Source organism: Achromobacter sp. Root170, assembly GCF_001428165.1.
Classification (GTDB): Bacteria; Pseudomonadota; Gammaproteobacteria; order Burkholderiales; family Burkholderiaceae_B; genus Achromobacter; species Achromobacter mucicolens.
The window spans coordinates 288,601-312,212 of record NZ_LMHN01000015.1; the positions used below are offsets into that span (position 1 = coordinate 288,601).

Genomic DNA, 23,612 nt, shown 5'->3' on the forward strand with positions numbered 1-23,612 from the left:
CGGTGGGGGGAGAGGGAAGTGGGACCTTGAGTCCGACCGCGTGGGAGTAGGGGATGATGCAAGCGAGCAGCAATGTCCGTCGTGTCGTGTTGTATGCGTTGAGTGCTTGGACGATGGTGTTGGCGGGGTGTGGGGACCGGAACGATGCGGCTGCCGTCCCCCTGGCGCCCGTAAAGGTTTTCGTGATGACCGTGGGGAGCCAGCCGGTCGATCTGAACGTGGATCTGCCGGGCCGGATCGAACCCATCCGCACGGCCGAAGTGCGGGCGCGCGTGGATGGCATCGTTGAGAAGCTGCTGTACACCGAGGGCAGCGACGTAGAGGCCGGCGACCCGCTGTTCCAGATCGACCCGAGCGACTACAAGGCGCAGCTGGCGCAGGCCAATGCCATGCTGCAGCGCGCACAGGCCGTGCAGAAGAACGCGCGCTCGGTCACCGAGCGGTTCCGCCCGCTGGTGCAGCGCCAGGCGGTCAGCGCACAGGAGTACGAGGCGGCGCTCGCCGCCCTGGGCCAGGCGCAGGCCAATGTCGCCGATGCGCAGGCCGCGGTCACGCTGGCGCAGTTGCGCCTGGACCGTTGCACGGTCAGGGCGCCCATCGCCGGGCGGGTGGGACGCGCGCTGGTCACGGAAGGGGCGCTGGTCAGCGCATCCGGCGCAACGCTGCTGGCGCAGGTCAACCAGCTTTCGCCGATCAGCGCCACGTTCACCAAATCCAACACCGCCATCATGGACCTGACCGACTACGCGCGCTCGGGCGCGCTGGCCACGGCGGGCAACACATTTCCGGTGCGTCTTATGCTGGCCAATGGCCGCGAGTTCGGCGAAACGGGCGTCGTCGACTTTGCGGACCTGAGCGTGGACCGGACGACCGGCGCTCAGACCATACGTGCCCGCTTTGACAACGCCAAGCGGGAACTGCTGCCGGGGCAGTTCGTGACCGGGCAGATCCTGGTGGGCGTGCGCAAGGAGGGCATCCTGATCCCGGCGCGGGCCGCGCGGTTGAACGGCGACACGGCCACCGTGTTCGTCATCGGGCCGGGCGATACGGCGGTGCCTAAACAAATCCAGGTCGGCGAGCAGGTCGCCGGCAACTGGCTGGTGCGTAGCGGCCTTGAACCCGGAGAGCGGGTGGTGGTGGACGGCTGGCACAGAATCAGGCCCGGTCAGCAGGTCGATCCAGTCGAACAGCAAGCCGCGAAACCCTGACGGAGCCGGCCATGGGTTCATTCTTCGTGTTGCGGCCGGTATTCGCCTGGGTAGTGGCGCTTTTCGTCCTGTTGTTCGGCCTGATCTCGGTGGTGCTGCTGCCCGTCGAGCAGTACCCGAATATCGCGCCGCCTTCGATCACCATCCAGGCGACCTTCCGGGGCGCCGATACCACCACCATCGATCGCACCGTCACCTCCATCATCGAGGAGGAAATGAACGGGGTCGACAACTTCCTGTACATGGCGTCGGTCAGCCGCGCCAACGGCACGGCGCAGATTACGGTGACGCTGGAGCCGGGCACGGACCTGGACGTGGCGCGCAGCCAGGTGCAGGACCGCCTGAGCCGGGTCGAGCCGCGGCTGCCGCAAGAGGTGCGCCAGTTGGGCGTGGCCGTGACCAAGGCGTCATCCGGCTTCCTGATGCTGCTGGCATTGCAGTCCGAAAGCGGCAACGTCAGCGCCGTCGAGATGGGCAATTTCGCGTCCAACAACATCCTGAATGAGCTGCGCCGCATCCGTGGCGTGGGCGATGTGCAGCTGTTTGGCTCGTCTTACGCCATGCGGATCTGGCTGGACGAGCGCAAGCTGGCGAGTTTTCAGATGTCGGCCAGCGACGCGATGCGCGCGGTGCAGGAGCAGAACGCGCAGACGATCGGCGGTTCGCTGGGCGACCTGCCGCTGGCGCGCGGCGCGGACTTCAACGCGCAGATCGTCGCGCAGAGCCGTTTTTCCACGCCCGAGCAGTTCCGCCAGGTCATCCTGCGCGTGAACAACGACGGCTCGCTCGTGCGGTTGGGCGACGTGGCGCGGGTGGAACTGGGCAACGAAAGCTACAACTTCCGCCTCAGCGTCAACGGCAAGGAGGCCGCCGGCATCGCCATCCAGCTGGCCAATGACGCGAACGCGCTGGACGTCGCGCACCAGGTCCGCCAACGCATGACGGAGCTGGAATCGGTCTTTCCGGCGGGCGTCGGCTGGACGGTGCCGTTCGACACCACGCCCTTCATCACGACCTCGATCAGTTCGGTGCTGGTAACCATGGTGGAGGCGCTGCTGCTGGTCACGGCGATGGTGTTCCTGTTCCTGCAAAGCTGGCGCAGCACGCTGATCCCGACGCTGATCGTGCCGATTGCGCTGATCGGCACCTGCGCGGGCCTGTTCCTGTTTGGCGCATCCATCAACCTGCTGTCGCTGTTTGGCATGGTGGTGGCGATCGGCGTGTTGAACGACGACGCGATCGTGGTGTCCGAGAACGTGGCCCGCATCATGCAGGACGAAAAGCTCTCCGCGCCGGAGGCCACGCGCAAGGCGGTCGGCCAGGTGTGGGGGCCGATCATCGCCAGCACGCTGGTGCTGGTGGCGGTGTTCGTGCCGATGGCGATGTTTCCCGGGTCCAGCGGCGCGATCTACCGCCAGTTCTCCATCACCCTGTCGGTCGCCATCGTCGTGTCCACCGTGCTGGCGCTGTCGCTGGGCGCCGCGTTGTGCGCAACGCTGCTCAAGCTGCCGGACGGCAAACCGCCGAAGGGACGGGTGTCCAAGGCCAAGCAATGGGTGTTCGACAAGTTCAACGCGGGCTTTGACGCCATGACGCGCCAGTACGTGCGGGCGGTCGAGCACATGCTGGTGCGGCCGCTGCGCTGGATGCTGATCTTCCTAGGCGTGTGCGGCCTGACGATCTTCTTGTTTTCGCGCTTGCCGGGCGGCTACCTGCCGCTGGAAGACCAGGGCTATTTCTTCGTGTCGTACACCGGCGCGCCCGGCACCACGGCCGACCAGACCGAGGTGGCCGTGCAACAGGCCGAAAGCCTGCTGCGTGAGCAGCCTGCCGTGCGCAACGTGGCGTCGGTGGTCGGGTTCAACTTCTTCGGCCAGGGGCAGACGGCCGCGCTGTCGTTCGTGGACCTGTACCCGTGGAGCGAGCGCACGGATCGCAGCAAGGCGGTCGATGCGCTGGTCGGGCGCAGCAACCTGGCCTTCCGCCAGATCCCCCAGGCGATGATCTTTGCGCTGAACCCGCCGCCGATCCCGTCGATGGGCAACGCGTCGGGCTTTTCCATGAAGGTGCAGGACCGCACGGCGCAGGGCGGCGCGGGCTTGGCCGCCACGGGCGCGGCGATGATCGCGGCCGCCGCCGCCAGTCCGCTGCTGACCGGCGTACGGCTGGACGGCATGCCGCCGGGACCGCGGTTGTATGTGGAGATCGACCGCGTGCATGCTCGCGCGCTGGGGTTGCAGGTGGCGCAGGTCAACCAGGCGCTGACGCTGGCGTTCGGCTCGAACTACGTCAACGACTTCCTGCACGATGGGTCGGTGCAGCGGGTTTTCATCCAGGCTGAGGCCGATCAGCGCATGCAGCCGCAGGACATCGCCGCCTTGCAGTTGCCGAACAACCGGGGCGAGATGGTGCCGTTCTCGGCGTTTTCGCGAATGCGCTGGATCGATGGTCCGCAGCAGCTGGAACGCTATAACGGCTTTCCCTCCATCACCATTTCAGGCGAAGCCGCCGCGGGCCGCTCCAGCGGCGTGGCGCTGGCCGAAATGGAGGCCATCGCCGCGCGGGTCCTGCCGCAGGGCATCACCTACGAATGGACCGGGACGGCGTACGAGGAACAGCAAGCGGGCAACCAGGTGGCGTTGCTGCTGGCCCTGTCGCTGGTCGTGGTGTTCCTGCTGCTGTCCGCGCTATACGAAAGCTGGTCCGTGCCGGTGTCGGTGCTGCTGATCCTGCCCTTTGGCATCCTGGGCGCCGCCGCGTTCACGTTGGGGCGCGGCATGTCGGCGGACATTTACTTCAACATCGGCCTGGTGACCATCATCGGGCTGGCCGCCAAGAACGGCATCCTGATCGTGGAGTTCGCGCTGAAGGAGGAGCTTGAAGGCCGCGACCGCAAGGAAGCGGTGGTCGATGCGGCCCGCCAGCGCCTGCGGCCCATCATCATGACCAGCGTCACGTTCGTGCTGGGCATGCTGCCGCTGGTGCTGGCGACCGGCGCGGGCGCGGCCAGCCGGCAGGCGGTGGGCACCAGCGTGATGGGCAGCATGCTGACCGCCACGCTGTTCGGGGTGTTCTTCACGCCACTTTTCTACATGGTGGCGCGGCGCTGGTCCGGGCCCCGGAAACCTGCGCCCAAGCCTGGCGAGAGCGGTCCGGCCAAGGCCGAAGAGCGGGGAGAGAATCCATGACCCCCGCCCGCCTTGCCGCCGCCGCGCTGCTTATCGGTGGGCTGTCCGCGTGCAATTTTGCGCCCGAGCACCGCCGGCCCGAAGTGGCCACGCCCGCCATGTTCCCGGGCGAGGTCCCCCCGGATGCCAAGGCGGCGCAGGACGTGACCTGGGAGCAGTTCTTTGGGGATGCGCAGCTCAAGCGCCTGATTGCACGGTCGCTGGAGCTGAACCAGGACCTGGCAGCGGCCACGGCCCGGATCGAGCAGGCCCGCGCGTTCTACCGCATCGAGCGCGCCAATCAGCTGCCGCAACTGGACGCCGGCGCGGCGGCGTCGCGCAACCAGCAGCCGCTGACCGTGCTGGACCCGGCGCTGGCCGGGTCACGGCAGACCGTGCAATTCAATCAGTTCAACGCGCAGGTGATGGTCTCGTCGTTTGAGCTGGACTTCTGGGGGCGGGTGCGCAATATGACCGCCTCGGCGTTGCAGCAGTACCTGGCGACGGTGGAAGGCCGGCGCGCGTTCCGCCTGTCGCTGATCGCAAACGTGGCCTCGACCTATTACGACGCCCAGGCAGGCGAAGAGGGCATCGCGCTGGCGCAGCGCACGGTGGAGACGCGCAGCTATGCGCTTCGCGTGGCCAAGGACCGCCTGGACGCCGGCGTCACGTCGCGCGTCGACTTCGAGCAGTCCGCCATCCTGCTGACCCAGGCGCAGACCCAGCTTGCCGAATGGCAGCGCGCCACGGCGGGGCATTGGAACCGGCTGTGGGTGCTGGTCGGCGAAGACCTGCAGCAGGAGATGGCCGCCGGCCAGCCCATCGAGGCCGCGGGGCAGTTCGATGCGCTTAGCCCCGGATTGCCGTCTTCGCTGCTGGTGGTCAGGCCGGACATCCGGCAGGCAGAGAACCGCCTGCGCAGCGCCAATGCCAACATCGGCGCGGCGCGCGCGGCACTCTTTCCGCGCATTGCGCTGACCGGATCGCTGGGCTACGCGTCCACCGAGCTGTCGGATCTGTTCTCCTCGCCCAGCCAGATCTGGAACATCGGCGCGGGGATAGGGTGGCCGATCTTCGACTACGGGCAGCGGCGGGCGGCGGTGGATCTGGCCACGGCGCAGCGCGACGAGCTGGTCGCCAACTACCGCAAGACGGTGCAGACCGCGTTCAGCGAAGTGGCGACCGCGCTGGAGAACCGCAAGCGCTTCCAGGAACAGGTCACCGCGCAGGAGACGGCGATCCAGGCGCAGCGCCGGCTGGCTGAAACCGCCGAGTTGCGCTACATGAACGGTATCTCCATCTACCTGGAAGTCGTCGATGCGCGGCGCGGCCTGTTCAACGCGGAGCAGCAGATGCTGACGCTGCGGGCCTCGCAATTGCAGAACGGCGTGTCGCTGTACGTGGCGCTGGGCGGCGGGGACGAGCAGCCGGAAGCGGTCATGGCGGACGCGCCGCCTGCGGCGGGCGATCCCGCCGCGGGACCGCCTGCCGCAGGATCGCCTGCCGCAGGATCGCCCGGCCCCACGTCCACGCCCGTTCTGCCGGCGGGGACAGGTTCTTCCCCCTCGGGAGCCGCGCAGTGAACACCGGCAAGCCTACCGACGCCGTCCAGCGCCCGCGGTGGCGCCGGCTGCGCAAGGCCTTGTTCATCGTGGCCGGGGTGGCGTTGCTGATCGTCTTCACGCTCATGGGCGTGCGCCTGTACGACATCCAGCAGGGGCCACCGCTGGCGGCGTGGCACACGTATGTGCCGCAGGAACTGGACGCCGAGCGGCTGGACCGCAGCACCTGGGACGATTACCTGGCGCATGAGGATCAGCTTTTTGCGCTGGTCAGGCAGAACGTGGGCGACAAGCTGCTGCCCGAGGACAAGGTGGACAGCAACCGCTATTTCGCGGACGCGAAGGTGTACCCCGAGCATTTCGCGCATGACTGGAACCGGTCGTTCATGCTGCTGCCGGCGGGTGAACCGCGGGGCGTGGCCGTGCTGCTGCATGGCCTGACGGATTCGCCCTACAGTCTGCGCCACGTCGCCGCCCATTACCAATCCGTCGGCTACGTGGCGATCGCCATCCGGATGCCGGGCCACGGCACGGTGCCTGGCGGGCTGACGGACGCGCATTGGGAAGACTGGGCGGCGGCCACGCGCCTGGCCGTGCGCGAAGCCCGCCGCCGCGTGCCGGCGCCCAAACCGCTGCACATGGTGGGCTTTTCCAACGGCGGGGCGTTGGCGCTGATGCACGCGCTGGATGCGCTGGACAACCCCAAACTCGACAAGCCCGACCGCCTGGTGCTGATCTCGCCGATGGTCGGCATCACGTCGTTTGCGCGCTTCGCGGGCTTGGCGGGCCTGCCGGCCATCCTGCCCGCGTTTGCCAAGGCCGCGTGGCTGAGCATCGTGCCGGAGTTCAATCCCTTCAAGTACAACTCTTTCCCCGTCCACGCGGCCCGCCAGTCGTTCGAGCTGACGCAGACGCTGCAGGACAGGCTGGTCGCGCAGCAGCGCGCGGGCGGCCTGGAACGGTTGCCGCCCATCATCACGTTCCACTCCGTGCTGGATTTCACCGTCAGCACGCGCGCGCTGATCAACGCGCTGTATGCGCGGCTGCCGGCCAACGGCAGCGACCTGGTGCTGTTCGACCTGAACCGGGCCACCAAGCTTGGGCCGCTGTTCCGGCGCGGTGTCGCCTGGCAACTGGCGGGCACGCTGCCCGGCGAAAAGCGCAACTATCGCCTGACGCTCGTCACCAACGCCAGCCCCACGTCAAGCGCCATGATCGAGCGCGTCATTGAGCCGAACGCCACCGCCGTCGTGGAACGGGCCATCGGCATGGACTATCCGCGCGAGGTCTATTCGCTGTCGCACGTGGCGCTGCCGTTCCCGACCGACGACGCGCTGTACGGCACGCATCCGGACAACATCGAAGAATTTGGCATCAGCCTGGGCGCCATGTCCATGCGCGGCGAAGTCGGCGCCTTCGTGATCGGCATGGACACGCTGACCCGGCTGACCTCCAATCCGTTCTATGCCTATCTGGTCAAGCGCGTTGATGGGGTGATACCACGATGACGTCCTTCGCAATGTCCGGCATCTTTGCCCTCCTGCTGCTCGGCCTGCTGTATTTGGCCAGCCCGATCTTCGTGCCGTTGGCGTTTGCGTTGTTCGTCATCTGCCTGGTTGCGCCGCTGCGCCAGTACCTGGGCCGCAGGATGCCGGCGCCGCTGGCCGCGATCCTGGCGCTGGTGGTCACGGTGGTCGTGTCGGTGGTGTTCCTGTCGCTGGCGGCCTGGGGCTTCAGTCTGGTCGCGCAGTGGGTCATGGCCAATGCCGCGCGCTTCCAGCGTCTGTTCACGCTGGAGACCGAAACGCTGCACCCGCATGGCGCGATGGCGATCCAGATGTTCCAGGACAGCTTCAACGTGTCGTGGCTGGTGCGGGCGATCCAGGAGGTGGCGCTGCGGATCAACAGCATGCTGGGCATGATTTTCATCGCCTTTGTCTTCATTGCGCTGGGCCTGTTCGAGCTTGACGAGGCGCCAGCGCGGCTGATCCGCCTGCTGGGCGAGGCCCGGGCGCAGCGCTGGATGGCGATCGGGCGCGAGGTTGCCGCCAAGCTGCGCTGGTACATGGTGATCCGCACGATCGCAAGCGTGCTGACGGGCGTGACGGTCTGGCTGTTTGCCATCTATGCCGGCCTGGAACTGGCGACCGCCTGGGGCGGGCTCGCCTTCCTGCTCAATTACATCCCCTTCCTCGGGCCGCTGGTGGCGACGGTGTTTCCCGCGTTCTTTGCATTCGTGCAGGTGGGATCGCTGCAGACCAGCATTGCGGTGCTCGTTGTCCTGAACTGCATCCAGATCGTCTACGGCTGTTATCTGGAACCCAGGCTTGCCGGCAGCGCATTCGCGCTGTCGCCGCTGATGGTGATGTTTGCTGTTTTTTTCTGGGGGTTTGTGTGGGGCATTCCGGGCACGTTCATTGGCGTGCCCCTACTTATCACGATGACCACCGTGTACGGCGCAGGCCGCAGTTCACGCGTTGCCCGCAGCTGAGCCGGCCGGTCCGGGCCACGCCCGGCAAGCCGGCCGACCCGCTCACGTCTTTGCTCAATATTGGAGGTGCATGATGGAAAGCAGTACTCCCAAGAAGCTTGGATTGCTTGCCTTGACCGGCATGGTGGTGGGGTCGATGATCGGCGCCGGGATCTTCTCGCTGCCCAGGACCTTTGGCGGGGCGACGGGCGTCGTCGGCGCGGTGATCGCGTGGATCATCGCGGGGGCGGGCATGTACACGCTGGCGCGCGTGTTCCAGGCGCTGGCCGAGCGCAAACCCGACATGGACGCCGGCGTCTTTGCGTACGCCAAGGCGGGCTTTGGCAACTATATGGGCTTTCTGTCCGCGTTTGGCTACTGGATCGGCAGTTGCATCGGCAACGTGTCGTACTGGGTGCTGATCAAGTCCACGCTCGGCGCCTTCTTTCCCGTTTTCGGAGACGGCAACACGGTCATCGCGATCGCGGTGGCATCGGTGGGGATCTGGCTGTTTCACTTCATGATCCTGCGCGGCGTGCAGCAGGCGGCGTTCATCAACGCGGTCGTGACGGTCGCCAAGATCATTCCGATCCTGGTGTTCATCGTCGTGCTGTTCGTGGCGTTCAAGGTCGACCTGTTCCGCATCAACTTCTGGGGCGAAATGAGCGGCTACAGCCTGTTCGAGCAGGTGCGCAGAACCATGCTGGTGACCGTCTTCGTATTCCTGGGGATCGAGGGCGCAAGCGTGTACTCGCGGTTCGCGTCCAAGCGCTCGGACGTGGGGGTGGCCACGCTGATCGGCTTTGTGACGGCGTTGCTGCTGATGGTGCTGGTGTCGCTGCTGCCCTATGCGGTCATGCAGCAGAGCGACATCGCCGGGCTGCGCCAGCCGTCGATGGCCGGCGTGCTGGAATCGGTGGTGGGTCCGTGGGGCGCGGTGTTCGTCAGCGTGGGGCTGTTGATCTCGGTGCTGGGCGCCTATCTGGCCTGGTCGCTGATCTGCGCGGAAGTGATGCACGCGGCTTCCAAGAACGAAGACATGCCGCGCGCGTTCGCCCGCGAGAACAAGAACGGCGTGCCGGTCGTGGCCCTGTGGGTGACCAACATCATCGTGCAGCTTTTCGTCATCAGTACGTACTGGTCGCGCGACGCCTTTGCGCTGATGCTGAGCCTGACCAGCGCGATGTCGTTGATCCCCTACCTGCTGGTCGCCGGCTTCGGCTGGCAGCTTGCCAAGCGCGGCGAGACGTATGTCGACGGCAAGGACCGCAAGCGCGATCTGACGCTTGCCAGCATCGCGGCCATCTACACCGTGTTCATGATTCTCGCCGGCGGATTGAAATTCCTGCTGCTGTCGGCGCTGTTGTACGCGCCCGGGTCTGTCCTGTACTTCTGGGCCCGGCGCGAGCAGGGCAGGTCGTTCTTCACAGGTTGGGAGTTGGTCGTATTCATCGTGGCATGCGTCGGAGCTTTGGCCGCCATCGTCGGCCTGATCTACGGCTGGATCGCCATTTAACGTCTGGGAGCTAGTCATGGCTGATACCGAGGAATTTGGAGTCCATTCAGAAGTCGGGCAATTGCGCACGGTGATGGTCTGCGCGCCAGGACGCGCCCACGAAAGATTGACGCCCTCCAATTGCGATGCGTTGCTGTTCGACGACGTCATGTGGGTCGACAACGCCAAGCGGGACCATTTCGACTTCATGACCAAGATGCGGGACCGCGGCGTGGACGTGCTGGAAATGCACAACCTGCTGGCCGAAACGGTCGCGATACCGGAGGCAAAGAAGTGGATCCTGGACAACCAGGTGGTGGCGAACCAGGTCGGGCTGGGATTGCTCGATGAGATCCGCAGCTACCTGGACGGGCTGGCGCCGCGCAAGCTGGCCGAGACGCTGATCGGGGGGCTGTCGACCGACGAGTTTCCCGAGTCGGTGGGCGGCGAACAGCTCATGCTGATCAAGGAGGCCGCGGGCGTCACGGAATACCTGCTGCCGCCGCTGCCCAACACGCTGTACACGCGCGACACGACCTGCTGGATCTACGGCGGCGTGACGCTCAATCCGCTGTACTGGCCCGCGCGGCACGAAGAGACGATCCTGACGTCGTCCATCTACAAGTTCCATCCGCGCTTTGCCGGCAAGGTGAACGTCTGGTGGGGCGACCCCACGGCCGACCACGGGCTGGCCACGCTGGAAGGCGGCGACGTCATGCCGATCGGCAACCGCACGGTGATGATCGGCATGAGCGAACGCACGTCGCGCCAGGCCATCAGCCAGCTGGCGGCCACGCTCTTTGCCAAGAACGCGGCCGACCGGGTGATCGTGGCGGCCATGCCCAAGCTGCGGGCGGCCATGCACCTGGATACCGTGCTGACCTTCGCGGACCGTGACTGCGTGCTGATGTACCCCGACATCGTCAACAACGTCCAGGCGTTCTCCTACCGGCCGGGCAACACCCCGGGCTCGCTGGAACTGCATAAGGACAAGGGGTCGCTGGTGGACGTGATCGGCGAGGCGCTGGGCGTCAAGAAGATGCGCGTGGTCGAGACTGGCGGCAACGCCTATGTCCGCGAGCGCACGCAGTGGGACAGTGGCGCCAATCTGGTCTGCATCTCGCCCGGGGTGGTGCTGGCCTACGACCGGAACGTCTACACCAACACGCTGCTGCGCAAGGCGGGCATCGAGGTCATCACCTTCGTCGGCGCGGAACTGGGCCGGGGCCGCGGCGGCGGGCATTGCATGACGTGCCCGATCTCGCGGGATGCCGCCTAGCGGGGCATCGGCGCGCGCGACCGTCCCGGCGGGGGACGGCCGCGCGGGCGGGGCAAGCACTGGGTCTTTTTCAGGAGAAGATCGTGAGCGGGGAAACTGCCAAACTTTCTCGCATGGCGCTTGCCGCCATGGTGGTGGGCTCGATGGTGGGGGCGGGGATCTTTTCGCTGCCCAGCGTGTTTGCGCGCAATACCGGTCCGGTGGGCGGCATGGTGGCCTGGGCCATTGCCGGCACGGGCATGTTGACGCTGGCGATGGTCTTCCAGTTCCTGGCGCGCCGGCGTCCCGATCTGGACACGGGCATCTTCGCGTACGCCAAGGCCGGCTTCGGGCTGTATCTGGGGTTTCTGGCGGCGCTGGGCTACTGGACGGCCGCCTGCCTGGGCAACGTCAGCTACTTCGTCATCTTCAAGGGAACGCTGGGCGCCGTGCTGCCATTCTTCGGCGACGGCGACACCGTGCCGGCCGTGCTGGTGTCTTCGGTGCTGTTGTGGTCCACCCATTTCCTGATCCTGCGCGGCATCCGTCAGGCCGCCGGCATGAACACGGTCGTCACCATCGCCAAGGTCGTCCCGATCGCGATCTTCATCGTCTTTGCCGCCTTTGCCGTGGACCTGGACGTGCTGCGCGCGAACATCGCCGAGGGGCTCAGCGGTGAAGGCAAGGGCAGTCTTTTCGAGCAGGTGCGCAACACGATGCTGGTCACGGTGTTCGTGTTCCTGGGGGTGGAAGGCGCCAGCGTCTATTCGCGCTACGCCAAGCGGCGCGAGGACGTGGCGGTTGCGACCATTGTGGGTTTTCTGCTGGTGCTGGCGCTGCTGGTGATGGTGACGATGCTGTCGTACGGCGTGCTGCCGCGCGCGGAGATCGCGGCGCTGCGCAATCCGTCCATGGCGGGCGTGTTGCGCGCGGTGGTCGGGCCGTGGGGCAGCATGCTGGTCAGCGTGGGGCTGATGGTGTCGGTGGCAGGCGCCTATCTGGCGTGGATCCTGCTGGCGGCCGAAGTGCTGCGCGCCGCGGCCGGCGCGGGCATCATGCCGTCGTTCCTGGGCCGCGAAAACCGGCACGGTGTGCCGGCAGCCGCGCTCTGGCTCAGCAACGGCATCGTGCAGCTCTTTCTGATCGTCACGCTCTTTACCGAAGACACCTTCGTGCTGCTCAAGAACATGGCCAGTTCGATGAGCCTGATGCCTTATTTCTTCGTGGCCGCGTTTGGGCTGATGCTGACCGTCCGCGGCGAAACCTATAACGGCTGGAGCGGGCGGCGCAAGGTCGAGCTGGCGCTGGCGGTGGCCGCCACGGTCTATGCGGCCGGCCTGGTGTATGCGGGCGGCTTCCGGTATTTCGTCCTGTCTTGCGTCATCTATGCGCCTGGCACCATCCTCTTTCTGATCTCCCGCCGGGAGCAGCGCGGCAACATCTTTGCCCCGTATGAATGGCCGATCCTGATTCTGGTGCTGGTGTCGTGCGGCATCGGCGTGTGGGCGATCAGCACGGGCAACACGGCGTTCTAGGGACGCGCGAAGGAGCCGCACGGCAATGGTCAGCGAACTGGCAATCGTCCTCACCATCCTCTGCGCGGCTGTCGTGCTGTTTGTCATCGGGCGGCCCCGGTCCGATGCCGTGGCGCTGCTGGTCATGCTGCTGCTGCCCCTGAGCGGCACGGTGACCTACCGCGAGGCGCTGGACGGGTTCTCCAATCCCAACATCATCCTGATCGCCTGCCTGTTCGTCGTGGGCGAGGGGCTGGTGCGCACGGGCGTCGCGCAGGCCGTGGGCGACCTGCTGTTGCGGCATGGCGGCAAGAGCGAGGGATGGCTGGTGCTGCTGGTGATGGGGGCCGTCGGCTCGATGGGCGCGGTGATGAGCTCCACGGCCGTGGTCGCCATCTTCATTCCCATCGTCCTGCGGATCGCGCGCAAGTCCGGCATGGCCAGCCGCCGGATCCTGATGCCCATGGGCGCGGCGGCAGCCATGAGCGGCATGCTGACGCTGGTGGCAACCACGCCGAACCTGGTGCTCAACAGCGCGCTGGGCTATGCGGGCTACGAGGGCTTTCGCTTCTTTGACTTCACGCCGATCGGCATTGTGGTCTTGGCCGGCGGCATCGCCTACATGCTGTTTGCGCGCAATCTGATCGACGCGGGCCAGGGGCCGCGCGCCGCGAACCGGCCCAGCTTCGGCGACTGGGCCACCAAGTATTCCCTGCAGAACCGGGCCTGCCGCCTGCTGGTGCAGGAGGATTCCGATCTGGTCGGACGTCAGCTTGGCATGTGGGCGGGCGAACTGGGCAAGGCGGCGTTCGTCATCGCGATCGAACGCCATTCGCGCTTCGCCCGGGCCGTGATGCGCCCCACGGCGGACGACGTGCTGGAAGCGGGCGACATCCTGTTGCTGGACATGGACGCCGAGGGTTTCGACATCGACGGATTCTGCGTCCGGCATCAGGTCAAACGGCTGGCGATGTCCGGGGTGTACTTCACCGATCAGGCGCGCGACGTGGGCATGGTGGAGGTCATCATCCCCTCGGAGTCGCGGCTGGAGGGCGCGAATGCCCGCGAATCAGTGGTGCTGGCGCGGCACGGGCTCTTTGTTGTCGGCCTGTGGCGCGGCAAGGAGGCCATGCGGGACCTGCCGAATGTAAAGATGCGCGTGGGCGACACGCTGCTGGTGGTCGGCCCGTGGGCAGGCATTTTCTCGCTGCAGGCCGAAGAGCACGATCTGGTCAGCCTGGCCATGCCGGTCGAAGCCGATTCGCTGGTGCCGGTGCCCAATCGCGCCCTTCACGCGCTGTTCTCGCTGGCGACGGTCGTGTTCCTGATGCTGACCGACTGGGTGCCCAACGTGATGGCGGGCCTGATCGGCGGCCTGATGATGGGCCTGTTCGGCTGCGTGACGCTGGACGTGGCGTACCGGTCGATCAACTGGCGCGCACTGATCCTGATCGTGGGCATGCTGCCTTTTGCGCTGGCGCTCAAGCGCAGCGGCGGCGTCGATATGGCCGCGCAGTTCCTGCTGCACTATTCGGGCGACTGGGGCATCTACGGACAGCTGGCGCTGGTGTTCGTGGCGACCGTCACGTTGGGCGTGGTGGTGTCGGGCACGGCCACTGCCGTGCTGATGGGCCCGGTGGCGATCAGCATCGCCGAAAGCCTGCATGCTTCACCCTACGCGTTTGCGATGACGGTGGCCATCGCGTCGTCCGCGGCGTTCATGTCGCCGGTGTCCACGCCTTCCAATGCACTGGTCAGCGTGGCGGGGGGCTTTGGCTTTGCCGACTATCTGAAGATCGGAACGCCATTGACCTTGTTTTCCCTGGTGGTCAGCGTGATGCTGATCCCGATCCTGTTTCCGTCCTGAGGGCGGATGACTTACCCAGAGGCGCGATCATGGTTGTCAGGACTGGTATTGCATTCACGGCGGCATTGCTGATTTTCGGGGCTGCTTCGGCGCATTCCCATTCCTTGCCCGCAGCCCACGCGGCGCCGCCGCCGGGCGCGCCGGCGGCGGCCGATTCCCGGATCCTCTTCGAAAATGTCCGCATCTTCGACGGCGTGTCGGGCGAGCTGAGTCCGGCGAGCAGCGTGCTGGTCCACGGCAACGTCATCGAGAAGGTGTCGCGCGACAAGGTGCCGGCCGACGGCGCGCGGGTCATCGACGGCGGCGGGCGCACGCTGATGCCGGGGCTGATCGACATGCACTGGCACAGCATGTTCGTCGGCGTGCCGCTGGCCGTGGCGATGACCCAGGATCCGACCTACCTGAACATTGTCGCGGGCGTGGAGGCGGGCAAGACGCTGATGCGCGGCTTCACCACGGTGCGGGACCTGGGCGGCTCGGCGTTCAGCCTGAAGCAGGCGGTGGACCAGGGCGTGATCCCGGGCCCACGCATCTACCCGTCCGGCGCGATGATCAGCGTGACCAGCGGGCATGGCGATTTCCGTTCGATGGCGGACCTGCCGCGCACGCTAGGGGCGCCAGCGTCGCGGCACGATCTGGCCGGCGACAGCACCATTGCCGACAGCCCCGACGAAGTGCGCCTGCGCACGCGCGAGCAACTCATGCAGGGCGCGACGCAGATCAAGCTGACCGGCGGCGGAGGCGTGTCGTCGCCGCACAGTCCGCTGGACGTCGTGACGTTCACCGAGCCCGAACTTCGCGCGGCGGTGGAGGCCGCGACGGATTGGGGTACCTACGTGGCGGTGCACGCCTACACGCCCACCGCCATCCAGCGGGCCATCAAGGCGGGCGTGCAGAGCATCGAGCACGGCAGCATGATGGACGAGGAAACGGCGCAGCTGATGGCCCGATCGGGCGCATGGCTTAGCACGCAGCCCTTTCCGGACGAACTGGCGGACGCCTTTCCCCGCGGCTCGGACCAATGGCAAAAAGCGCAGGAGGTCTTTGCCGGCACCGACCGGACCTATCAGCTGGCGATCAAGTACAAACTGAAGACGGCGTTCGGCACCGACATCCTTTTTTCCAGCCAGCTGGCGGCGCAGCAGGGCAGGATCCTTGCCAGCCTCACGCGGTGGTACACGCCGGCACAGACTCTCATGATGGCGACCGGCACGAACGCCGAATTGCTCAAGCTGTCGGGCAAGCGCAATCCTTACCGCGGCGACCTGGGCGTGGTGCGCGAGGGAGCGCTTGCCGATCTGCTGCTGGTCGATGGCAACCCCATTGAAGACATCTCGCTGATCGGTGACCCGGAGAAAAACTTCCTGGTCATCATGAAGGACGGTGTGCTTTACAAGGACACCGTGCCGGTACGCTGAGCGTTTCAGGCGGGCGGCGCAGGCATGATGCCCCACGGCGCGCGCCGTTATCGGCGCGGCGCCGCCGTCAGAAGGTGCCGACGGTCACCAGTTGGTCCGACGCGAACATGGCGGCCGGCGAGATGATGGGTTCTTCCCAGGGAATGCGCTTGCCGTAGCGTTCCTGCATCTTGGCCTGCACGGCGGGCGAGGCCAGATCGAAGCTTTTCAGCGGGGCCAGCGCGCCAATCTGCACGCCGAGGACGCGCTCGTAGATCTTCCAGACCAGTTCGGAGCAATAAATCTGGTCGTCCGACCAGGCGAACACCAGATCGTAGGGCTTGCCCACATAGGCGGCGCCCGCCTTGGCGAGGCGGGCGCGCGCGTCGGGCGTGAGCTGCGATGCGTCGCGCAGCCGCTTGACGACGTAATGGCCGCGCTCGCCTTGCGCGATCCATTGCGAGAGGGGGGTGTAGCTGACGCGCGCCGCGGCCTCGAGCACGTAGGCCTGGCCTTGGCGCGTCACGATCATGCCCATGTGGCTATAGGGCGAATGCGTGGCCTGTTGGATGGCCAGGCTTTGCGCCGATCGCGACTGCTGGAAAACCATGTCGCCCGTCTGCAGGTCGGGCGTTGCGGCGGCGGCCATGGACAGCGCGCAAAGCGCTGCCCCGGCGGCCGCACAGACCTTTGCCGCCAGCCTCACGGGCGAGCCCGTCCTGTCGCAGGCGTCTGCTTTTTGGCGCGCGGTTTGGCCGCGGGCTTTTCTTCCTTGGGCGGCGTGTCGAACTCTTGTTTGTTGCGCTCGCCGCGTGGCGTGTTTTCGGGGTGGGGTTTGGGAAATGCCCAGGGCTTTGTTTTCTGATCCATTGCATGTACTCCTTGCACAGGCGGAACAGTAGCATTAGCCGTGGTCCCTGGGTAAGTGAGGGTTGACGTCAATATTCATCACATCGTGATATGCAGCGGAAAATGGTCACCCGCGCGTCACGGCGTTTTGGGAATTTCCGCGACCCAGATGCGGTCGAACTGCTCGCGAACCCGGCGCGCCCAGTCGTCGATGGCGCCTTGCACGTCGGCCGCCGTGGGCTTGCGGCTCTCGGGCAGGTTGCTGCCCGTGACGGCGCCCATCGAGGCGATCAGCAGCTGGTTGGTGGTGGCATCGCGCGCCGAGGCTTCGATCAACAGCCGCGCCGATTGATCGCGCAGGCCCGCGGCCTTGGCCGTCTGGCCCAGTACGTAGCCGATCGGCACGTATTCGCCCGGGCGCGGATCGCGATCGTTGCGGAAGGTGCCCGTGATGGCGGCCCGCAGCCGAACCGAGCGCGGCGCGGGCGCCGATATCAGCTGATAGCCGGCCTGCGAAAACTCCCGGCGCAAGGCGGCGTTCATGTAGTCCAGCACGCGCTGCCGCAGTTCGGCATTGTCGCGAAAGTCCAACTCGTCAGGCCGGTCGCCGGGAATGTAGGTCACATTCTCCAAGAGCAGCTTCTTGTCGAACTGGCTGCCGATCGGCGGCCCCGGCCGGACCCAGATGCGGCCGCCGCTCCAGTTCGGGTCCTGCTGGAGCTGGCTTTGGGGTTCGCCAAGCGCGGTGGAATAGTCCTTGGCCTTGGGCAGGTTGGTGCAGCCGGCCAGTCCGATGAGTGCGCTGCAGGCCGCGCACAGTGCGAGGTTGGGCTTCATGGGGGCTTTCCTTTTCAGGCAACGGCGTCCGCGGCGGCGGACTCACGACCGGCACGATTCATGCTGGCAATTATCTGCCCGAAACTCGCGCTGCCGCGGCTATTTTTTTGGCTGCGAGCATCGTCTGCGCGCCTGGCCGCATCATCCTTCTGGCCATGCGAAAACGCTGTCTTGCCGCCTGTGGCCAGCGCTACGATGGGCATGTGCACATAGAAGGAGACATCTATGGACACCGCCAACGAATGGTATGCCGCCGTCAAGGAATGGCAGCGGGCCCGCGATGAACTGACCGAAGCGATCGCCGCGATCCAGTGGCCCAGTCCGACGCCCGGCTGCCTTGAAAACTACGACCGCGCCTTTGCGCATGAAACCGAGGCCCGCGAACGCATGAACGCCGCCTACGCGCGATCCCGACGATAGCAGCGAGACGCATTGGCGGCGCCAGTTGGCGTACGAGGTGCTTGGCTCCATGAAACGCGGAAGGTGTGGCTCTTTCAGTGGGGCCACGCGCGCGGTATGTTGTCGCTTTTCCGACCTTTTCATCGCGCCGCCATCATGTACCTGCCGTCCGCCTTTCGCGAAGATTCGCTGGATATCCAGCACGAGTTCATCCGCGCCCACCCGCTGGGCGTCGTCTGCACCAGCGGCGACGGCGGGCTGATGGCCAATCACATTCCCTGTCTGCTCTATCCCGAAGGCCCGCATGGCGTCCTGCGCCTGCACGTGGCGCGCGCCAATCCGCAGCTCGCCGAACTGGCTTCGGGACGCGAGTGCCTGGTGGCCTTCCACGGGGCGCAGGCCTACATCACGCCGTCCTGGTACGCGACCAAGGCGGAGACGCACAAGGTGGTGCCCACCTGGAATTTCGTGGCTGTCCACGTGTGGGGCACGCCTGTCATCCAGGACGATCCGGCGTGGCTGCGCGCCCAGCTGGAGGCGCTGACCGACAGCCAGGAGCGTGCGCGCGCCCAGCCGTGGCGCGTGGACGAGGCGCCCGCCGATTTCATCGCCGCGCAGATGCGCGCCATCATCGGCGTGGAAATCCCCATCGCGCGCATCGAAGGCAAGTGGAAGGTCAGCCAGAACCGCAACGCGGCCGATCGCGAGGGCGTGGCCGAGGGGCTGGTCAACGAACGCGGCGACGCGGTCATGGCCGGCCTGGTGGCGCGGCGCGGCGGCGCCTGAGGCGTCAGGGCGCGACGCGCCTGGCGTGGGCGCCACGACCGGCGGCAAAGCACAGGATGGCAGCCAGTTGCAATACGGCGGCGGCGGCGAGGAAACCCGGCAGCGCCAGCCCCGTCGGCTGCAACAAGGTCCGCAGCGCCCCGAAGGCGGCCGGCGCAAAGGCATAGGCGCCTTGCGACAGCGCCACGATCAGGGGCACCACCCGGGCCGCATCCTCGCGCGCGAATTCCGCCTGTGCGATCAGGGGCGGCAGGGACGTGGCGTTGCCGATGCCCGACCCGAAGAGCACCACGCCCGCCCACACCGCCCACGCGTGGTCCCCGGCCAACATCAGCACCAGCGACCCGGCGATCTGCACGGCATAGGCCGCGCAGGCAATCCGGCGGCGGTCGGCCGCCGGAGGCATCAGCCAGCCGACGAGCGAGCGTCCGGCGATGGCGCTGGCGGTGGCAAGTCCCATTGCCAGTCCCGCCGTCTGCGCGCCCAGCAGCGGCGCCAGCAGCGACAGCAGGTGCGCAATCAGGCCGATCTGGGCGAACAGGCCCAGCGCCATGCCGGCGGCCAGCGTCACGAACGCGCGGTCGCGGCGCAGCGGGCCGGCGGCCGCCGGCGCGGTCTGGGTGGCGGTGGGCGGCTTGCCCCCCGCGTCGCCGTCCGGGGCCTGGCCAAGCTGTCGCGGCGTCACTGAAAACACCTTGCGCGACAGCACGCCGATGACAACGACCATCGCCAGCCCTACCCACAACGCCGCCTGCGCAAAGCCGGCGTGCGCGATCAGGAACACCCATAGCGGTGAAAAGACGACGCCGCCGACGCTGGCGCCGTTGTAGGCCATGCCCAGGGCGGCCGGACGCCGCCGCACGAACCAGGGGGCAATCAGGGCGTTGACGGCGGCGGCGCCCAACGTCACCCAGCCCATCCCGCTGCACGCCGCGGCGGCATACAGCTGCGCGGGCGTCTGCGCCACCGCCCATCCGGCCACGCCCACGGCCAGCAGCGCCGCGCCGCCGACGGTCGTGCGGGCGACGCCGATGCGGCGGTGAAGGCGCGGCAGGTTGGCCACCACCACCGTGCCGGCCAAAAAGTGCAGCGTGACCGCGCCCGATACCAGCGCGACGCTCCAGCCGGTGCGCTGGACGACGGCGTGCAGGAATACCGGCGGACCGTAAAAACCCACGCCCCAACCGAAGACGGCGAGCACGAAGGTAGCGCAAAGGACTTTCCAGCCGAAAAAGGGAGGGGAGGCGGACATGGTCTGGGCGATTGATGCGAGTTTCGATGCGGCGAAGTATGCTTACGGCCTACACACAACACTTTGGCCGATATCGAATCATGGATTCCGAGTTCGCCGACATCAACCTGTCCGCCGTGGCAGGCGCCATCGCCGATCCCGCGCGCGCGCGCATGCTGTGCCTGTTGCTGGACGGCCGCGCGCGCACCGCCACGGAACTGGCCGCGGCCGCCGACATCGGCGCGTCCACGGCCAGCAGCCATTTCCAGCGCCTGCGCGATCAGGGCCTGGTGGAAATGGCCGTGCAGGGCAAGCACCGCTACTACCGCCTGGCCAGCGGCGATGTCGGCCACGCGCTGGAGGCGCTGCTGGTGGTGGCGGGCGCCGAGCGCGCGCCGTTCAAGCCGACCACGCCGTCCGCGCTGCGCGACAGCCGCACCTGCTACGACCACATGGCCGGCACGCTGGCCGTGCGCATCCACGACGCGATGCTGGGCCGGCATTGGCTGACGCCGGACGGGCGCGCCTATGTGCTCACGCCGCTGGGCGAAGCGTCGCTCGCGCAAGTGGGCGTCGACGTGGCCCAGGCGCGCCAGCGCCGCCGCCGCTTCGCCTGCGCGTGCCTGGACTGGAGCGAACGGCGTTTCCATCTGGGCGGCGCCTTGGGCGCGGCGCTGCTCGATGCGCTGCTCGCGCGCGGCTGGGTCGCAAAGGACCTGGACTCGCGCGCATTGCGCATCACGGCCAAGGGCGAGCGGCAATTCCCGGCATTTTTTGGTCTGGCGGGCGACCAGCCCGCAGCCCAAAGGGACACGCATGCAGCAGCGTGATCGATTCCTCGCCTGGCCCCATTCACCGCCCTGACCGGCGGTGCACCCGCACACAACTTTTCAAGCCGCGGATGCGGCTTTTTTTACGTCTCCCGTCCCTCGCGGACCGTTCTTCAACCCTGTACAGGAGGTGGCCTTGCCTACGCTGGCCTTGCACGCGTTCCGTCACGTCATGTCGATCGTGACGGAATTGCGCATCGACGTTAACCATAGTCCCCAGGAAGTGGACAAGGAGCTCGATGCCATCCACAACCGCATGAATCGTCCGATGGACCGCTTGCATGGATTGCCGGAGGTCAAGACCGACATTCCTGGCATCGTGCTTCGCTATCGCGAGGCCGACGGCGAGTATTACGTGTATGTGGTGGACGTGCGGCGGGACCGGCTGGCGGGCTATACGGTGTTCAACCGTCTGATCGAAGTGGGCCGGCGCGCCGATCCCTACGTGCGCGCGCCGCATTCGAAGTACGCAGCGCCCTACCAGGGCATGGGCCTGGCCACCGCGGTGTACCGGTGGGCGCTGGACGCTGGCCTGTGCATTCTTAGCGGCGCCCGCCAGTCCGTCGGGGCGCACCGCCTGTGGATGGGGTTGTCGCGCCACTACGCGCTGGGTTACGTGGACCTGCGCTGCAAGCAGCTCACCTATATGGGGCGCGAGGTGGCGCCCCGCGTGCGCGATGACCTGCATACCCGCATGATCCTGCTCGGCAAGGGCTGGCGGTTGGACGACTACATGCGCGTGACAGGGATGAATATGTCCGAGGATGCGCTTTCGCAACAGACCCTAGGGTAATCCCCCGGAATCGGCGGTGGGCGCCGTTGCGTGCAGCGCAGGCGCCGGCTCGCAAGCCGCGCCGGCGCTACCTTTCAGGCATGAAAGCGGATGCGCTTCTCAACATTTGAGAAACGGGGACACGCCTGCGTTGGCGCAACAGTGTTTCTATTTTCTGCTTGAGTTACAAAACTTATCCGGATTGTCATGAAATCACGGAGTATGCTCGACGGCAGATAGAGGACTACCGAAGTGCATCAGAACAACTTGATCTACAAGGGATACCGCCTCACGGCCAAGGTGTCCCGGGGCGGCGGCGCTATCGTGCCCCCGCCCGAAGCCAGCGGCCCTGTCTTCACTGCCTCGGTGATGGTTGTCCAGGCAGGCGCCATACTCGAAGGCGGCGACGAATACCCCGTGCCCCAGTTTGCGGGCGGCGGCTTCGTCTACAGTCCGCGCGAGGCCGTGCATGCGGCCATCGTGCACGGCCGCGAAATCGTCGACGGCCTGACCAACACGCCGTCCTGAGACGGCTAGGCCGAAAACACCTCTCGCCAGTCACGGGTCTTGGCCAGCGTCTGCACGGTGGCGGACTGCTCCAGGATCGTCACGGCCTTCTTGAATTCCTCGGCCGATGCGCCGTCTTCAAGAATCACCATGCGCGAGTTGCGCGCATCGGCCATCTTCACATCCGACATCTTGCCGTGGGTCTGGTAGACCTGCGTCCAGTCCATCTTCTTGCCCGCTTTCAGGGCGATCGGCTCGATGTAGGTGAGGGCGGTGCTGCCCGCCGCGCGCACCGCGTACGCAAAGTCCGCCGTGTGGCCGCTGCTGCCCTTGGCGCGCGCGCCCTTGACCATGCGGTTCACGCCCACGCCTTCGGCCAGCGCGCGGCCCACCTGCGCGCGGAATCGCAGCTGGCTGAACCTCGGCATCCATTTCGAGCATTGGAACGACAAGGCCATCGCCAGCTTCACCGCGTCCCACAGCGCTTCCTGCAACTGCTCGATCGGACCTTCGGCCACGATGGCGCCGGACCGGTCGAAATGGGCGAGCGTGACGCCCGGCGTTTCGTTCAGGATGTCGATGCGCTTGGCCGCCACGTCGATGCCAAAGCTGGACGCATGCATGGCGGTCTCACAGGCGTCGGTCAGGTAGAACGACGACTCATCGGGATGCGCGATGAAAAAGGCGGCGTGCTGGCCGTCCAGGCCCAACGTCATGGGAGAGACGGCGCGAATGGCGTGTTCGCCCGCCGGCAGGACGGTCCAGCCGGAGGCTTCCAGAAAATTGCTCATAGGATCAGTTCGATTTGGCGGCCTTTGAGGGGATGCGCAAAGCCGCCGGCCAGCGTCAGGTTCGCTCGCGGCAGGAAATACTGCATCAGCGCGCCGATGGTGTCCAGCGCGGGCACGATGGGCTCGGCATAGCCTTCGCCTTCTTCGACCCAGATGTGTTCATGGCTGCGGTCGGCAAGCGGCTTGCGGTATTGCGGCCGGTCCGCGCCCACCAGGCTGGTGTGGAACGAATCGTCGGTATCGACGCCATACACCCGGTGCGGGCCCACGAAGAGACTGGCGCAGAACGCCTCGGTCAGGAAGATGGTGGCCTGCCCATGCACCGCCGTGCGGGCGCCCCGGTACATGACGCGGAAGATCACGTCTTCGCGCACCTCGCCCTTGATCTTGCATGGACAGCTGAACTCCATCCACTGGGCATTGCCCGCGGCGGGTTTCGGCAGCCAGAGGATCGGCTTGGCGGTTTCCTTGGGTTCGGCAAGAATCTCTTGCACCTCATCAACGGTGATTAGCGGTTCGAACTTGTTGGCCATGGAAACGAATCTAGGGTCTGGGGGCGCGCGAAGCAAAACGTGCATGCGGCATGCGCTGCGCCCCGCCGCGCCGCGGTGAAGACACGCGCGCGCAGCATTGCGAGGGGGCGTAATCTTACAAGATGAAGACGGCCGGGGT

General features: G+C 66.6%; 21 protein-coding genes. 15 read left to right on the forward strand and 6 right to left on the reverse strand.

Annotation, left to right across the window (positions count from 1 at the left end; translation table 11 throughout):
• The first annotated feature begins 185 nt into the window (after positions 1-185).
• From ASD87_RS15715 to ASD87_RS15760, 10 genes are all read left to right on the forward strand, one after another.
• The gene (locus tag ASD87_RS15715) at positions 186-1,208 is read left to right on the forward strand and encodes an efflux RND transporter periplasmic adaptor subunit (protein ID WP_230965040.1); all 1,023 of its coding nucleotides are present in this window, start codon (positions 186-188) and stop codon (positions 1,206-1,208) included.
• Between the two features lie 11 nt (positions 1,209-1,219).
• Positions 1,220-4,396, forward strand: coding sequence for a multidrug efflux RND transporter permease subunit (locus tag ASD87_RS15720; RefSeq protein ID WP_056323351.1), 3,177 nt, complete (start codon positions 1,220-1,222; stop codon positions 4,394-4,396).
• On the forward strand, positions 4,393-5,958 hold the full coding sequence (locus ASD87_RS15725) for an efflux transporter outer membrane subunit (RefSeq protein ID WP_082586308.1): 1,566 nt from the start codon (positions 4,393-4,395) through the stop codon (positions 5,956-5,958). Before ASD87_RS15720 ends, ASD87_RS15725 begins: the two co-directional genes overlap by 4 nt.
• Positions 5,955-7,445: a carboxylesterase gene (locus ASD87_RS15730; RefSeq protein ID WP_056323354.1), complete on the forward strand. Its 1,491-nt coding sequence runs from the start codon at positions 5,955-5,957 to the stop codon at positions 7,443-7,445. The genes ASD87_RS15725 and ASD87_RS15730 overlap by 4 nt, the downstream gene beginning before the upstream one ends.
• Positions 7,442-8,428 carry an AI-2E family transporter gene (locus ASD87_RS15735; RefSeq protein ID WP_056323357.1) on the forward strand — a complete coding sequence of 329 codons (987 nt, stop codon included), beginning with the start codon at positions 7,442-7,444 and terminating at the stop codon, positions 8,426-8,428. Before ASD87_RS15730 ends, ASD87_RS15735 begins: the two co-directional genes overlap by 4 nt.
• Positions 8,429-8,501: 73 nt before the next feature.
• On the forward strand, positions 8,502-9,923 hold the full coding sequence (locus tag ASD87_RS15740) for a basic amino acid/polyamine antiporter (RefSeq protein ID WP_056323360.1): 1,422 nt from the start codon (positions 8,502-8,504) through the stop codon (positions 9,921-9,923).
• Positions 9,924-9,939: 16 nt separating this feature from the next.
• Positions 9,940-11,181 (forward strand): arginine deiminase, encoded by a 1,242-nt coding sequence (arcA, locus tag ASD87_RS15745; protein ID WP_056323362.1) that lies wholly within the window; start codon positions 9,940-9,942, stop codon positions 11,179-11,181.
• Positions 11,182-11,264: 83 nt separating this feature from the next.
• Positions 11,265-12,695: a basic amino acid/polyamine antiporter gene (locus ASD87_RS15750; protein ID WP_255357264.1), complete on the forward strand. Its 1,431-nt coding sequence runs from the start codon at positions 11,265-11,267 to the stop codon at positions 12,693-12,695.
• Between the two features lie 25 nt (positions 12,696-12,720).
• Positions 12,721-14,541 carry an SLC13 family permease gene (locus tag ASD87_RS15755; protein ID WP_056323366.1) on the forward strand — a complete coding sequence of 607 codons (1,821 nt, stop codon included), beginning with the start codon at positions 12,721-12,723 and terminating at the stop codon, positions 14,539-14,541.
• A 104-nt stretch (positions 14,542-14,645) separates the two neighbouring features.
• Complete coding sequence (locus tag ASD87_RS15760) at positions 14,646-15,959, forward strand: amidohydrolase family protein (protein ID WP_056324571.1); 1,314 nt, start codon at positions 14,646-14,648, stop codon at positions 15,957-15,959.
• A 67-nt stretch (positions 15,960-16,026) separates the two neighbouring features.
• On the opposite strand, the gene ASD87_RS15765 is transcribed toward ASD87_RS15760, so the two are convergent.
• The 3 genes from ASD87_RS15765 to ASD87_RS15770 form a co-directional block, all read right to left on the reverse strand.
• Positions 16,027-16,644 (reverse strand): YiiX family permuted papain-like enzyme, encoded by a 618-nt coding sequence (locus ASD87_RS15765; RefSeq protein WP_255357265.1) that lies wholly within the window; start codon positions 16,642-16,644, stop codon positions 16,027-16,029.
• Positions 16,641-16,808 (reverse strand): hypothetical protein, encoded by a 168-nt coding sequence (locus ASD87_RS27200; RefSeq protein ID WP_174245436.1) that lies wholly within the window; start codon positions 16,806-16,808, stop codon positions 16,641-16,643. The genes ASD87_RS15765 and ASD87_RS27200 overlap by 4 nt, the downstream gene beginning before the upstream one ends.
• A 117-nt stretch (positions 16,809-16,925) precedes the next feature.
• Positions 16,926-17,624 carry a DUF3313 domain-containing protein gene (locus ASD87_RS15770; RefSeq protein WP_056323372.1) on the reverse strand — a complete coding sequence of 233 codons (699 nt, stop codon included), beginning with the start codon at positions 17,622-17,624 and terminating at the stop codon, positions 16,926-16,928.
• Between the two features lie 225 nt (positions 17,625-17,849).
• Here ASD87_RS15770 and ASD87_RS15775 point away from each other — a divergent pair, with 225 nt between their 5' ends.
• A complete protein-coding gene (locus ASD87_RS15775) occupies positions 17,850-18,044 on the forward strand; it encodes a hypothetical protein (RefSeq protein ID WP_056323375.1) in 195 nt (64 codons plus the stop codon).
• A gap of 135 nt (positions 18,045-18,179) precedes the next feature.
• Positions 18,180-18,809 carry an FMN-binding negative transcriptional regulator gene (locus ASD87_RS15780; RefSeq protein ID WP_056324574.1) on the forward strand — a complete coding sequence of 210 codons (630 nt, stop codon included), beginning with the start codon at positions 18,180-18,182 and terminating at the stop codon, positions 18,807-18,809.
• Between the two features lie 4 nt (positions 18,810-18,813).
• On the opposite strand, the gene ASD87_RS15785 is transcribed toward ASD87_RS15780, so the two are convergent.
• Positions 18,814-20,061 (reverse strand): MFS transporter, encoded by a 1,248-nt coding sequence (locus ASD87_RS15785; protein WP_056323378.1) that lies wholly within the window; start codon positions 20,059-20,061, stop codon positions 18,814-18,816.
• 80 nt (positions 20,062-20,141) lie between these two features.
• Between ASD87_RS15785 and ASD87_RS15790 the strand changes: the two genes are divergently transcribed.
• The 3 genes from ASD87_RS15790 (at position 20,142) to ASD87_RS15800 (ending at position 22,170) form a co-directional block, all read left to right on the forward strand.
• Positions 20,142-20,870 (forward strand): helix-turn-helix transcriptional regulator, encoded by a 729-nt coding sequence (locus ASD87_RS15790; RefSeq protein WP_056323380.1) that lies wholly within the window; start codon positions 20,142-20,144, stop codon positions 20,868-20,870.
• 136 nt (positions 20,871-21,006) lie between these two features.
• On the forward strand, positions 21,007-21,663 hold the full coding sequence (locus tag ASD87_RS15795) for an N-acetyltransferase (protein WP_082586310.1): 657 nt from the start codon (positions 21,007-21,009) through the stop codon (positions 21,661-21,663).
• Positions 21,664-21,894: 231 nt separating this feature from the next.
• Entirely contained in the window at positions 21,895-22,170 is a 276-nt protein-coding gene (locus ASD87_RS15800; RefSeq protein ID WP_056323383.1) for a hypothetical protein, read from the forward strand.
• Between the two features lie 5 nt (positions 22,171-22,175).
• Here the strand turns inward: ASD87_RS15800 and ASD87_RS15805 are convergent, their stop codons facing one another.
• Positions 22,176-22,940, reverse strand: a complete 765-nt coding sequence (locus tag ASD87_RS15805; RefSeq protein WP_056323386.1) for a DUF1828 domain-containing protein — start codon at positions 22,938-22,940, stop codon at positions 22,176-22,178.
• Positions 22,937-23,473, reverse strand: coding sequence for a hypothetical protein (locus ASD87_RS15810; protein ID WP_056323388.1), 537 nt, complete (start codon positions 23,471-23,473; stop codon positions 22,937-22,939). Before ASD87_RS15810 ends, ASD87_RS15805 begins: the two co-directional genes overlap by 4 nt.
• Positions 23,474-23,612 lie beyond the last annotated feature (139 nt).

Excerpts from the sequence above, each read along its gene's own strand:
- ASD87_RS27200 (WP_174245436.1), bottom strand. The coding sequence starts at position 16,808 with ATGGATCAGAAAACAAAGCCCTGGGCATTTCCCAAACCCCACCCCGAA.
- ASD87_RS15770 (WP_056323372.1), bottom strand. The coding sequence starts at position 17,624 with ATGAAGCCCAACCTCGCACTGTGCGCGGCCTGCAGCGCACTCATCGGA.
- ASD87_RS15780 (WP_056324574.1), top strand. The coding sequence starts at position 18,180 with ATGTACCTGCCGTCCGCCTTTCGCGAAGATTCGCTGGATATCCAGCAC.
- ASD87_RS15715 (WP_230965040.1), top strand. The coding sequence starts at position 186 with ATGACCGTGGGGAGCCAGCCGGTCGATCTGAACGTGGATCTGCCGGGC.
- ASD87_RS15810 (WP_056323388.1), bottom strand. The coding sequence starts at position 23,473 with ATGGCCAACAAGTTCGAACCGCTAATCACCGTTGATGAGGTGCAAGAG.
- ASD87_RS15790 (WP_056323380.1), top strand. The coding sequence starts at position 20,142 with ATGGATTCCGAGTTCGCCGACATCAACCTGTCCGCCGTGGCAGGCGCC.
- ASD87_RS15785 (WP_056323378.1), bottom strand. The coding sequence starts at position 20,061 with ATGTCCGCCTCCCCTCCCTTTTTCGGCTGGAAAGTCCTTTGCGCTACC.
- arcA (WP_056323362.1), top strand. The coding sequence starts at position 9,940 with ATGGCTGATACCGAGGAATTTGGAGTCCATTCAGAAGTCGGGCAATTG.
- ASD87_RS15805 (WP_056323386.1), bottom strand. The coding sequence starts at position 22,940 with ATGAGCAATTTTCTGGAAGCCTCCGGCTGGACCGTCCTGCCGGCGGGC.
- ASD87_RS15740 (WP_056323360.1), top strand. The coding sequence starts at position 8,502 with ATGGAAAGCAGTACTCCCAAGAAGCTTGGATTGCTTGCCTTGACCGGC.
- ASD87_RS15735 (WP_056323357.1), top strand. The coding sequence starts at position 7,442 with ATGACGTCCTTCGCAATGTCCGGCATCTTTGCCCTCCTGCTGCTCGGC.
- ASD87_RS15755 (WP_056323366.1), top strand. The coding sequence starts at position 12,721 with ATGGTCAGCGAACTGGCAATCGTCCTCACCATCCTCTGCGCGGCTGTC.
- ASD87_RS15775 (WP_056323375.1), top strand. The coding sequence starts at position 17,850 with ATGGACACCGCCAACGAATGGTATGCCGCCGTCAAGGAATGGCAGCGG.
- ASD87_RS15720 (WP_056323351.1), top strand. The coding sequence starts at position 1,220 with ATGGGTTCATTCTTCGTGTTGCGGCCGGTATTCGCCTGGGTAGTGGCG.
- ASD87_RS15725 (WP_082586308.1), top strand. The coding sequence starts at position 4,393 with ATGACCCCCGCCCGCCTTGCCGCCGCCGCGCTGCTTATCGGTGGGCTG.